Raw genomic sequence first — 11,829 nt, 5'->3', positions numbered from 1 at the left:
TCCAGACAATGAAGCAAGAGATTCAAACAATGAAACAAGACATTCAAACGATGAAGCAAGAGATCCAGACAATGAAGCAAGAAATTCAGACAATGAAGCAAGAAATTCAGACAATGAAGGAGGAAATTAGTGAATTAAAAACAAAAGTGAATAAACAGGATGCGGATATTCGCTGGTTGAAAGAGCAAATGAAAGAAAATACAGCAATGATCAAAGCCGTGCGGGACAATCAGCTAGAACAACGCAGCATCCAGGACGCCATGCGACACGAAATTGCTCACATCCGCGGAGAAATGGCTACAAAACAAGACATTGCCTACATCCATGAACGACTTGACTACCAGCTCGGTCGCATCGCACGCACAGAGGAAGAACTGCATATGTTAAAAAAGGCCAACTAACGATGAACGTCGTTCCACGTTATGGGAACGACGTTTTTTTACGACTAACCTTTTAACATATGAAACACTTGCTCGACATCTTTATCTCCACGACCCGACAAATTCACGATAATGATTTGGTCGCGGCCGAGTGTCGGAGCTAGTTTCATAGCATACGCAACCGCGTGGGCACTTTCTAGCGCAGGAATGATCCCTTCCGTTTTTGAGAGTGTTTGAAATGCTTCTAACACTTCGTCGTCTGTGACTGTATCATATTCTGCCCGACTAGACATTTTTAAAAAGCTATGCTCCGGCCCAATCCCTGGATAATCGAGTCCAGCAGCAATTGAATATGTTGGTTGCGGGTTTCCTTTTTCATCAAGCAAAACGAGGCATTTAAAGCCGTGAATGACAGCTGGTACCCCTTTCGTTAGCGTGGCGGCTTTCTCCGGTTCGACTCCAATTAAACGTACACTCGGTTCATCCATATAATGAGCAAAAGCACCAATTGCATTACTACCACCACCCACACAAGCGACCACAACATCCGGTAAACGCCCCTCTTTTTCAATAATTTGTCGTTTACTTTCTTCACTGATGACAGATTGGAAATGTTTCACGATCGTCGGATACGGATGTGGTCCAACAGCCGAGCCAAGCAAATAAAATGTATGCTCATAATTTCGAACGTAGTCGTTTAACGCTTCATCAACGGCATCCTTCAATCTCCCTTGTCCTTTAGCTACAGGAACAACTTTCGCCCCTAACAACTCCATCCGAAAAACATTTAACGCTTGTCTTCTCGTATCTTCTTCCCCCATATAAATGACACAATCCATACCAAACATCGCACAAGCTGTCGCCGTCGCCACACCGTGCTGTCCAGCGCCTGTTTCGGCAATAATACGCTTGGCTCCCATCCGTTTCGCTAATAAAATTTGCCCGATGACATTGTTAATTTTATGAGAGCCGGTATGGTTCAAATCTTCCCTTTTCAAATAAATTTTCGCCCCTCCAAGCTTCTCAGTCAATCTCGAGGCAAACGTAAGTGGATTTTCGCGTCCGACATATTCTTTTAAATAAAACGTAAACTCTTCATGAAATGCGGGATCATCTTTGTACTTTAAAAACTGCGCTTCTAGATAATCTAGCGCTTCTTGCAACGCTGGTGGTACGAAACTTCCGCCAAATTCACCAAAATACCCTCTCCTCTGCTCAACTACACTCATCTTCTTTCTCCTCTCCATTCTTCCAAATTTACTACAAGCATACTTATCTTTTTGTCAAAAGTCAATGAATATTCTGAAATTTATTTTTGTACCTTCTCTAAAAACGCTAACATTTTATGCATGTATTCGTCTTTATACATACCAAAACTTTTCACATGCTTCGCTTCTTCGGTGAGCCAAAGTTCAAATACGTCTGGATGTTTGTTGTACATGTTCACACTTTCTTCGTATGGGATGGACGGGTCAGCTTTACTATGAATAAATAAAATCGGACGTGGGGCAATTGCATCGACCGCTTTGATCGGCACCGACTCTGCTGGGTCTAAATCGGTAATCATCGGGATAAGGGTAATGATTAAATACGTAAACGGAACGTTCGGCAAGTTCGTCCATACAGGCATATATGTCCGCAAATATCCTTCTAAATCGCTAAACGGGCTGTCCGCGATAACTGCTTGAACATCTTTATCCATTCCTGCTGCTAAAATCGATGTTGCCGCCCCCATGGACACTCCATACAGAACGATCGGTTCAGAGTAATGTTGTTTCGCATAGTCAATAACGCCGAGCAAATCGTACTTTTCTTTCGCGCCGATTGTTGTCATGTCTCCTTCTGATTCACCGCTAGCCCGGAAATCAAATATAATGATGCGGTACCCTGCATCCGTTAGCACTTTAGCGATTGGCAAAAACGGCACATTTGGTTCGTAGCGGTTTCCACCGTAACCGTGCGAAAAAATAACGGTCATTTTCGCTTGTTTTGTCGGCTCGATGATCCATCCTTTTAGCTTCAGTCCATCATGTTTGCTTGTAAATGTTACATCTTTATAAGTCATACCGTAAGCTGTTGGTGTTTCTACAACTGCCTTTCGCTCTTTATGAGTCAAATTCCAGCCGACGTAAATCGAAATAGCAACACATACAATTGCCGCAAGAAGCAACACACCGATCAAAGATGGTACGAGCCATTTTTTCGCCTTCCGTTGCCTTTCCAACTGTATTTGCAATTCCCTTCACCTCTCTTTTTTTCTCATTATATCGCGAATGAAAACAACAATGAACAAAAAATGTACGGTACGTATACGTATGTGGTAAAATAAACAAAATGTCTTTAGCGAAAGGGATGAGGCCATTGGCTTTTACACATACGTTTACGAAAGAAGAAGAAATCGTTCATGCGATTACGCATGGGGTGGGGGCGATATTTAGCATCGCAGCGCTCGTCGTGCTTACCGTTGTTGCATCACTACATGGAAACGCATGGCACGTTGTGAGCGTCACCCTGTTCGGAAGCACGATGCTTCTTTTATATTTGTCATCGACCATCGTGCACGCCTTGCCAGAAGGAAGGTGGAAACGGCTATTTGAAATTTTCGATCACTCAGCCATTTACTTTTTTATCGCTGGTACATATACGCCGTTTTTATTTTTAGCAGTCAAAGGTACAATTGGTTGGACGTTATTTGGCATCGTCTGGGGGTTAGCATTGGTCGGAACGGTATTTAAATGTTTTTTCGTCAATCGCTTTTTATATACATCGACGATCATTTATGTGGTGATGGGCTGGTTAATTGTGTTTGCATGGAAGCCGCTCATCTCTGGTCTTTCGCCTGAGGGAATCATCTACTTAGTCATTGGTGGTATATTATACACAATCGGTGCAATTTTTTACGTATGGCGGGCGTTTAAATTTCACCATGCTGTTTGGCACTTGTTTGTGCTAGGCGGTTCTGTTGCCCATTTTCTCGCGGTGTTTGTATTAATATAAAGCAAGGAACCTGTCCAGTTCCTTGCTTTTTTCTTTATACTTCCACTTTTTTTATACTTCCACTTTTTTCGTCTCGTTTATAATGACATCAAAATAATAGACAGATATCATCTCCTGATCGAATAAATCGCTCTCCCAAATATGTTGTAAAAAGAGACGAGCAATAAGTTCGTTTCGCTTACCTTCGTTTGCTTGTTTTAATGCGACGACGCTTAAATACAAATCACAAAGGCGATTGGCGATTTTTTTGGCGTGATACGTTTGCACATCTTCCGTTTGTCCGTGTAGTTGTTTAAGCGACTGTATAAGTTCGTGTAGCCCGCGTTCGACCGGTGCAGCAAATGCGCGCGCTTCGATTGGGAGTGCAGCCAGTTGTTCGCTTATTGTTTGAATAAATGTTTCGTGAATGCGATATTTTCGGATGAGACGCAACACTTCAAGCCCTAAGATGTTGGCCGTTCCTTCCCAGACAGTTAACACTTGAGCATCGCGAAGCAAACGGGGCGTGACGAAATCTTCAATATAGCCGTTACCACCGTGCATTTCAATCGCTTCATGAGCAAATGCAATCGCTTCTTCTGCTGTGCGCATTTTTAAAAGCGCAATTAGCAAGCGATTCCATGCTTTTTCTCGGTCGGACGCTTGTTCTGATGTGCGCATCACCCGATCAAAAAAGGAAATAAGCTCAAAACAAGCGCTCGTTTGCACTTCTTGACGAGCTGTTAAATTCACCAAAGTTTCTTTTACCATCGGATACGCTGTAAGTGTATGCCCAAATGCTTGACGATTGACCGCGTATTGCTTTGCCTCTTCTAACGCCCGCTTCATGATTCCAATCGAAGCAACAGCATTGCAGACACGCGATAAATTAAGCGCTTCCATCATGTAATAAAACCCTTTTTTTGCATCACCAATTAAATAGGCTTTTGCTCCTTCGAATACGACTTCCGCCGACGGGACTGCTCGTACGCCAAGTTTATCTTTTAAACGTCGAATGTAAATGCCGTTTAACGTGCCATCATCGTTTCTCCACGGCACCAAAAATAAACTAAGTCCTTTCGTCCCCGCTTCGCTTCCGTCGATGCGTGCAAGCACTAAGGCAACCCCACACATGCCGGCGTTGCTCGCAAAATATTTTTCCCCATAAATTTCATAATGGTCACCACATAAAACAGCGCGTACTTCATTGGCACCAACATCCGAACCGCCTTGTCGCTCGGTTAAAAACGTCGCCCCTTCATACAGCTCAACTTCCCCTGTTGAAATGACGTGTGGCAAATATTTTTCTTTTATTCGTTCATCGGCAAAATGCTCTAATACGTATGCAGTCGCCATCGTTAACGTTACAGGACAATAAAACCCCGGTTCGACTTGCGATAACAAATAGCCTTGAGCATACGAATAAATGTAGTTGCCAACACGCCCGAGCGCAGGAATCGGTTTATGGACATAGCCAACAATTCCCGTTTCGTACGTTTCTTTTACTGTTTGTTTGTATCCTTCGTTCACCCATATTTCAGAAATATCGTTACCAAAACGGTCATATTTGATAAGGCGCGGCTGTCCTTCGCGGTCCGTATGCATGGCGCGCCGATCGATATCGGTCATGCAGCGTTGCCAAAACTTCTCTAATTCTTCTTCTGCATACGCATAAAACTCTTTGTCTAAATGTTTTTTTAAATTAGTCAGTAAGTTCGGATCAACTTCGCGTAGCCGTTTCATTATGCATCCCTCTCAATACTTGTTTTAATATTTTTCCTGTCGCGTTGCGCGGAAGTTCGGAGATTCTTTCGTATAGCTTTGGAATTTTATAGTCTGCAAGTTTATCAGATAGAAAACGCCTACATTCTTCTGCAAGATGCTCTATCGGCTCTGTTGTAACAACAAACGCTTTCACCGTTTCCCCCCATTCCGGATGTGGCACACCAACTACCGCCACATCAATAATCGCTGGATGTAGCTTTAACGCATCTTCCACTTCTTTCGGGTAAACGTTCACACCACCTGAAATGATCATATCCTTTTTCCGGTCAACGATCCAAATGTACCCATCTTCATCGCGGCGCGCTAAATCCCCTGTATATAACCATCCGTTCTTCACTGTTTCCGCTGTTTTTTCATCGTCTTTATAATAGCCTTTCATAATGCCTTCCCCGGCTAAAATGACTTCCCCAATTTCGCCAAGCGGAACCTCTCTGCCATGTTCATCGACAATTTTTACTTCGCAATGAAGGGCGGCATCTTTTCCTACGCTTCCTGCCTTTGTTGCATGTTCTTCCGGTGATAAATACGTTCCGTTCGGTCCAGCTTCCGTTAATCCATACAAACACATTAGTCGATTCGTACAAAACTGTTTGGCGACAAATTGCACCTCATTTGCTGACAACGGTGCGCCGCCATACGTCCAATATTGGACGGAAGATAAATCGTATTCGTGAAGACGTGGATGTTTTGCTGCGAGTAAATAGGCGACCGGTGCTCCAAAAAAATGGGTAATTTTATGTTGCGTAATCAGCTGCAACATGGTTTCTGGGGAAAACGTTGGTGATAACACATGAGTGGCCCCAACATACATGCCTCCAATAAAAAATAAATGAAGTGGAGCGGAATGACTGAGTGGCATCATATGCAACAGGCGGCTATGCTTATCCATTTTCGTTTCTAACGCCATCATTGTTGCGACGGTAAGAATATTGCGGACTGTAAACAGCACTCCTTTCGGTTTACCAGTCGTCCCAGATGTGTATAAAATTGTCGTTTCGTCATCTTCGTTCAATGGGCAAACGATTGGTGAGGAATCACCGCTAGCAATGAGTTGCGTGAGCGAACGCCAACCGTCCGTCGCTTCCCCTGTTCTCACCCAAATGACGTCAACCGTACGAGCAAGAGGTGCAAGTTCTTGATAAATCCAATCATGTGCAATTACCGCTTTTGCTTCGCTATGTTCGATAATATATTGTACTTCTTGCGCTGTTAACCGCGCATTAACTGGTACGATGATGGCTCCAAGACGCAAGGCGGCAAAATATGCATATACAAATTCTTTCACATTTGGCATATATAAGACGACTTTATCACCCCGTCCGATACCAAGCAAAGCTAACGATGAAGCAAGCCGATTGACCGTATCATCTACTTCTTGATAAGAAAGTGACACGTCTCCATCAATGAGTGCCACTTTGTTCGGAAACTTTCGCGCATTGCGCGCTAACAACTCGGAAATGTTCATTCGCTTCCCTCCAATTTTTGTAGTCGTTCACGAAAATCTGCTAAAATCGACTCCATTTCTTGTTTTAACTGCATTAAGTCCTCAATTCGCTCGGTCACCTCCTTTAGCTTTTGCTCGCCGTATGCAATTGTTTTTTCCAGCTGTTTTCGACCGGTGCGATCGTTGTCAAACAAGCTGATCATTTCATGAATTTCTTCTAACGAGAAACCGAACCGTTTGCCGCGTAAAATGAGCTTTAACACCGCTCGGTCTTTTTTCGTATACAGCCGCTGGCCTGACTCCGTGCGAATGGGGGAAATGAGCCCACGTTCCTCATAATAGCGAATCGTTCGTGTGCTAATATCAAACTGCTCAGCCAGTTGGGAGATCGTATAATAGTTCATCGTCTTCACCTTGTTTTAAATTTTCTGAATTTTATTTTAGTTTACGTTTACGTAAAAGTCAATATAAAATGTTTATTCACATTAAAAATACATTTGTTATAATGGTAACAACCATATTCAGAAAGGTAGGAGGATGATATGGCCTTTCCGCAAGAGCGAAAACCGTTTACGTACGCAGAGTATGTACAGCTTAGCGATTGTGATCGTTATGAAATGATCGATGGGAAGCTTTACAACATGACACCAGCTCCTACTCCAAAACACCAACAAGTCGTCACGCTACTTAGCGCGGAGTTCGTTGCACACTTACGTGGGAAAACATGCCGTGTATTCGTTTCCCCGATTGACGTTTGTTTTTCTAATGACGAATGGGTTCAACCTGACATTGTCATCATCTGCGATTCGAACAAAATTAGCGATGAACGCATTATTGGGACACCTGATGTCATTGTCGAAGTGCTATCGCCGTCTACCGCAAAAAAAGACCGTTTAATTAAATATAGACGGTACGAACAAGCAGGGGTGCCCGAATATTGGATTGTTGACCCCGTTCATGAGTATGTGGAAGTACATGTGCTAAAAGACGGAGCATACCAGCTTTACGGTACGTATTTTAAAGGAGACGCGATTCCTGTTCAGCTATTTGGACATTTTTCGATTCACACAGACAATATTTTTCTCTCAGAATGAATAAAGAAGCATGCCTAAGGCTGTTGCCATTTGGCAACAGCCTTGCTCATACGTTCGAATGTTCCCATTGTTTTGCAAGTTCAATGAAGAAAGAAAGCGATTCAGGATTTGCCATTGAGCCAACGTTCACCGCTTTTTCAAGCGGGAAGCCTAATAAAAGTTTACGAATAGGGATTTCCATTTTCTTTCCGTTTAACGTTTTTGGAATTTGTTCGACTTGATAAATCTCATCCGGAATAAAGCGAGGCGATACATGCGTCTTAATGGCTTCTTTCACTCGTTGTTTTAACACATCATCTAGCTTCACCCCGGGTTGAAGAACGACAAACAGCGGCATAAATGATTTCCGCCCCATCACTTCTAAATCAATGACTAAGCTGTCAAGAATGCCATCGACCGTTTCGACTGCCCGATAAATTTCACTTGTGCCCATACGGACGCCTGCCCGATTAATCGTCGAATCGGATCGACCATAAATGACGCAGCTTCCTTCATCATCAATTTTAATCCAATCCCCATGCTTCCATATGCTCGGATACGTATCAAAATAGCTCTTGAGGTATCGCTGATCGTTTTCGTCGTTCCAGAAAAAGAGCGGCATCGACGGCATCGGTTGCGTAATCACTAACTCCCCGACTTCATTAAGAAGCGATTGACCCTGTTCATCAAACGCCTGTACATTCGCCCCAAGCGAACGACATTGTAGCATTCCGGCACGAACTGGTAACATCGGCGACCCACCAACAAATGCGGTACATACATCCGTTCCACCACTGCATGAGACGAGCCAAACATGTTTCACATGTTCATACACCCAAATAAACCCTTCAGTCGTCAATGGCGACCCTGTTGACAAAACCGCTTGCAAATGTGGAAAGTCATAGTGATCTTTCGGATGAATGCCTTGTTTCATACAAACGTTAATAAACGCTGCACTTGTGCCAAAATGCGTGATTTTTGCTTTTTCGGCAAGCTCCCATAACACGTTCGCATCTGGAAATGTTGGACTTCCGTCATATAGCACAACCGTTGCCCCAACTAATAGCCCTCCAATTAAAAAGTTCCACATCATCCATCCGGTCGTGGTATACCAGAAAAAAGTGCTGTCATGTGCAATATTGTATTCAATCGATAAAATTTTTACATGCTCTAATAAAATGCCTCCATGCCCTTGTACAATTGGTTTTGGCAATCCGGTTGTCCCTGAAGAATATAAAATCCAAAGAGGATGAGCAAACGGAACTTGTTCATACGCAAGCTCTCCTTCTTCTTTGACTATGTCCGTCCATAATAAAACAGAATGGTCCCATGCGCTTACATCATCACGCAAATACGGAACGACAATCGTCCTTTTTAACGTTGGAAGTTTTGCTTGTAGCTCTTTGACAACCGACAGTTTATCAAACGTTTTTCCGTTATATTGGCAACCGTCCACTGCAAATAAAATTGTCGGTTCAATTTGTTGGAAACGATCGATGACGCTATTGACGCCAAAATCTGGTGAACAACTAGACCAAATCGCACCGATGCTCGCGCACGCTAAAAACGCAACGACTGTTTCTGGAATGCTCGGCATATAAGCAACAACGCGATCCCCTTGTTTGACGCCAAGTTTTTTCAACGCCGAAGCGACCGCTGCTGTTTGTTGCTTTAACTCTTTCCACGTCACTTCACGAAGCGAAACGCGTTCGGATCGGAACAAAAGCGCTGGTTTTTCCTGCATGTTGCGAAAAATATGTTCTACATAATTTAGCCGTGCCCCTGGAAACCAATTTGCCCGCGGCATTTTTCGTTCTTCTAACACACACGTATACGGGGCGGACGACTTTATCTCGCTGTATTCCCATACGGTTTCCCAAAATTGCTCAATGTTTTCAGCCGACCATTTCCATAGCGCCGCATGTGAATCAAACGCAAGTCCTTTTTTCGCTTCTAGCCAATTCATGTACTTTTTCACACTTGATTGTTCTATTTGTTCTTTCGTTGGTGTCCATAAAATATCCCCATCCATAACCGCTTTCATCTTCAACCCCCCTTTTTTAAAAAGAAAGAAAATTAAGAACATTTTTATTATACTATATGTACGAAAAGACGCATAGCCTTTGCGGCTAAGCGTCTTTTATCCAAATACAATTTCATTCCGCTCGTCGTCCCATTTCATTTCAACATATTTTTTTTCTTCATAAAACGTATATGTCTTTTTACCAAACTGCACAACGGTTCCTTCCCGAACATGTTCGATATAAATCGTTTCTCCTTTGGGCACAGCTAGTACAGTCTTAATACCAAGTGAAGATCCGACTTCTTTAATTTTCATTCCTTTCTGAGCATACGCTTCTCCACCGCGCAATACCCCATGAACAGTTAATGTCCCTCCGGCGTAAATATTGCAATTATAACAGCCTTTCCCTGTTACAATCACATCACCGCTCCCATGAATGACGCTATTTAAAGCATAAGAAAGTTCAATCGCATCGTTTTCTTCGCGATCATATTGTCCAATAAATGTATTCAGTTCACGAAGCAAGTTTGCCATACCCTCTAAACAATGAAAATGGTTGGGACGATCAGCAAGCAAACAACTATCTAACTGCGAACCAATATCGAACCATTGTTCACCAATTTGTTCACGCTTTTGTTCGCACATCGTTTTATACTGTTTCATCGCTTCCATCATCGTTTGAAACTTACTTTCAAGCAATCTTTTCGTTAACGGATAAATGTCTTGTTCGCGAATTTTTGACATGACCATCAATTGCTGAATAGCAACAATCATTCGTTCAAGAGAGTGACGAATTTGTTGTAATAAACCAATCAGTTGGGTCACGATCATTTTGTTTTCCCCTGATGTGACTGTCCCGCTAATGACGTTTTGTTGAATAAAAATCGATTGTTGAGCACGAATATTTGCGCGATTGACATTTTGTAAAATCATAATGCTACCGAGCGCTTCCACAACCATTTCATCTTGAACGTTTCCTGTAATTTCAACATCGCCTTTAAAATGAATGTTTCCTACTGATAAATCGACATCCCCTTGGTGAACAAGTTTCGGGATAATCGAAATGACAACAGTTCTCCCTTTTTTCGCAATTTGCGGCCGCCCGCCTTGTGTAGCTGAAATAAGGTTTTCGTGCATTGTCACTCCTTTTCCGAGCTTAACAGTAACAGGATGCACTTCACGAACAGGAATCACTTCATTTGTTACCGTTAATCCCGGTTTCCCTAATTGTGGAGGATGAACAATCGCGATTACATCCCCTTCACCGACCGTTGCGATCGTTTCCATTTCACGATAGTCAACCGTCCCATCTTCACGTACTTTCGGCTTCCTTTTCCCTTCTCCTACTTTTACTTCCACCCAGCCGTCTTTTCCTTCTACTGGTTCGATCCCTTTTGCAATGACAACAGTTACTTTTTTCTCTGAATGTAACGCCTCACGAATCGCTTCTTGATTCACCCCGTAAACAATACCTAACTCTTGCAGTTTCGCCATCACTTCTTCATGTGATACATCATAAATGAGTTCAGTCTCCATTTTTGCTTGTATATGTAATTGATTAGATGGCTGCATATCTTCGAGTACATACCGACGCCGTACCCCAGGTGCAAACGTCAATGTCGCCTCCATCTTCCTAGCATCCATGTCAACTTTCCAAACGGATTGGGCAATACTTTCTTCCTTTGGATAAATGCGAACGTCATCCCCTTCTTGTAACGTCACCTTTGCTTCGATCGCTTTCCCGTTATGTAAACAAATGACTCCCTCGCCAATAATGATCGTTGGGCCTACGTCCAAACATTCGTAACGAAAATCTCCGTCTTGTATCCACGCTTTTCCTTCTTTCTGCTGAACAGCTTGCTTTGTTTGATGCTTCTTCGTTAGTCGAACAACGGCTGGTTGCGAAACGATACCAAACAGCTTTTTACGTTCTTGTTGAACGATTTCAATGATGACATCTTCTCGCATCGCTTGAAGTTGCTTTAGTCCCTCTTCGATAGCCTCTTCTACCGTTTGTCCTTTTACTTCGATGCAATCCATTGTTCTCCCGCCTTTTTTCGCTTATCATTTATTATTATTATTTTTATTATAATACTCATATTTCGCACCTTGGTAGGGCGGAACAAAAGGATTTTTTATTCAGTTTTT

The 11,829-nt window shown here is 42.9% G+C and carries 10 protein-coding genes; 3 read left to right on the top strand and 7 right to left on the bottom strand.

The window, feature by feature from the left end; translation table 11 throughout:
- The first annotated feature begins 29 nt into the window (after positions 1-29).
- Positions 30-401 (top strand): hypothetical protein, encoded by a 372-nt coding sequence (locus V7Z64_RS08235; RefSeq protein ID WP_442885107.1) that lies wholly within the window; start codon positions 30-32, stop codon positions 399-401.
- 44 nt (positions 402-445) lie between these two features.
- Here V7Z64_RS08235 and trpB read toward each other — a convergent pair whose 3' ends face one another.
- Positions 446-1,609: a tryptophan synthase subunit beta gene (gene trpB, locus V7Z64_RS08230; protein WP_297992614.1), complete on the bottom strand. Its 1,164-nt coding sequence runs from the start codon at positions 1,607-1,609 to the stop codon at positions 446-448.
- 80 nt (positions 1,610-1,689) lie between these two features.
- Positions 1,690-2,616 carry an alpha/beta hydrolase gene (locus V7Z64_RS08225; RefSeq protein WP_297992612.1) on the bottom strand — a complete coding sequence of 309 codons (927 nt, stop codon included), beginning with the start codon at positions 2,614-2,616 and terminating at the stop codon, positions 1,690-1,692.
- Positions 2,617-2,741: 125 nt separating this feature from the next.
- On the opposite strand from V7Z64_RS08225, the gene trhA reads away from it, so the two are divergent.
- A complete protein-coding gene (gene trhA, locus V7Z64_RS08220; protein ID WP_297992610.1) occupies positions 2,742-3,377 on the top strand; it encodes a PAQR family membrane homeostasis protein TrhA in 636 nt (211 codons plus the stop codon).
- A gap of 51 nt (positions 3,378-3,428) precedes the next feature.
- On the opposite strand, the gene V7Z64_RS08215 is transcribed toward trhA, so the two are convergent.
- The 3 genes from V7Z64_RS08215 to V7Z64_RS08205 are packed head-to-tail and all read right to left on the bottom strand — an operon-like array spanning position 3,429 to position 6,989.
- A complete protein-coding gene (locus V7Z64_RS08215) occupies positions 3,429-5,099 on the bottom strand; it encodes an acyl-CoA dehydrogenase family protein (RefSeq protein WP_297992608.1) in 1,671 nt (556 codons plus the stop codon).
- Positions 5,077-6,606: a class I adenylate-forming enzyme family protein gene (locus V7Z64_RS08210; RefSeq protein WP_297992606.1), complete on the bottom strand. Its 1,530-nt coding sequence runs from the start codon at positions 6,604-6,606 to the stop codon at positions 5,077-5,079. Before V7Z64_RS08210 ends, V7Z64_RS08215 begins: the two co-directional genes overlap by 23 nt.
- Positions 6,603-6,989 carry a MerR family transcriptional regulator gene (locus V7Z64_RS08205; protein WP_003395870.1) on the bottom strand — a complete coding sequence of 129 codons (387 nt, stop codon included), beginning with the start codon at positions 6,987-6,989 and terminating at the stop codon, positions 6,603-6,605. Before V7Z64_RS08205 ends, V7Z64_RS08210 begins: the two co-directional genes overlap by 4 nt.
- Before the next feature lie 138 nt (positions 6,990-7,127).
- Here V7Z64_RS08205 and V7Z64_RS08200 point away from each other — a divergent pair, with 138 nt between their 5' ends.
- Positions 7,128-7,679, top strand: a complete 552-nt coding sequence (locus V7Z64_RS08200) for a Uma2 family endonuclease (protein ID WP_297992603.1) — start codon at positions 7,128-7,130, stop codon at positions 7,677-7,679.
- A gap of 46 nt (positions 7,680-7,725) precedes the next feature.
- Here the strand turns inward: V7Z64_RS08200 and V7Z64_RS08195 are convergent, their stop codons facing one another.
- Together V7Z64_RS08195 and V7Z64_RS08190 are read right to left on the bottom strand one after the other, a co-directional pair.
- Positions 7,726-9,702, bottom strand: a complete 1,977-nt coding sequence (locus tag V7Z64_RS08195; protein ID WP_297992601.1) for an acetoacetate--CoA ligase — start codon at positions 9,700-9,702, stop codon at positions 7,726-7,728.
- A 96-nt stretch (positions 9,703-9,798) separates the two neighbouring features.
- Positions 9,799-11,721: a FapA family protein gene (locus V7Z64_RS08190; protein WP_297992599.1), complete on the bottom strand. Its 1,923-nt coding sequence runs from the start codon at positions 11,719-11,721 to the stop codon at positions 9,799-9,801.
- Between the last annotated feature and the right edge of the window lie 108 nt (positions 11,722-11,829).

This window comes from Anoxybacillus sp., assembly GCF_036834105.1.
GTDB lineage: Bacteria > Bacillota > Bacilli > Bacillales > Anoxybacillaceae > Anoxybacillus.
The sequence above is the reverse complement of the archived record's forward strand: the minus strand, read 5'-3'. Positions and strand labels throughout refer to the sequence as shown.

What these genes read in the sequence shown, in the direction of transcription:
- V7Z64_RS08235 (WP_442885107.1), top strand. Translation starts at nt 30, where the DNA reads ATGAAACAAGACATTCAAACGATGAAGCAAGAGATCCAGACAATGAAG.
- trpB (WP_297992614.1), bottom strand. Translation starts at nt 1,609, where the DNA reads ATGAGTGTAGTTGAGCAGAGGAGAGGGTATTTTGGTGAATTTGGCGGA.
- V7Z64_RS08215 (WP_297992608.1), bottom strand. Translation starts at nt 5,099, where the DNA reads ATGAAACGGCTACGCGAAGTTGATCCGAACTTACTGACTAATTTAAAA.
- V7Z64_RS08210 (WP_297992606.1), bottom strand. Translation starts at nt 6,606, where the DNA reads ATGAACATTTCCGAGTTGTTAGCGCGCAATGCGCGAAAGTTTCCGAAC.
- V7Z64_RS08205 (WP_003395870.1), bottom strand. Translation starts at nt 6,989, where the DNA reads ATGAACTATTATACGATCTCCCAACTGGCTGAGCAGTTTGATATTAGC.
- V7Z64_RS08200 (WP_297992603.1), top strand. Translation starts at nt 7,128, where the DNA reads ATGGCCTTTCCGCAAGAGCGAAAACCGTTTACGTACGCAGAGTATGTA.
- V7Z64_RS08195 (WP_297992601.1), bottom strand. Translation starts at nt 9,702, where the DNA reads ATGAAAGCGGTTATGGATGGGGATATTTTATGGACACCAACGAAAGAA.
- V7Z64_RS08190 (WP_297992599.1), bottom strand. Translation starts at nt 11,721, where the DNA reads ATGGATTGCATCGAAGTAAAAGGACAAACGGTAGAAGAGGCTATCGAA.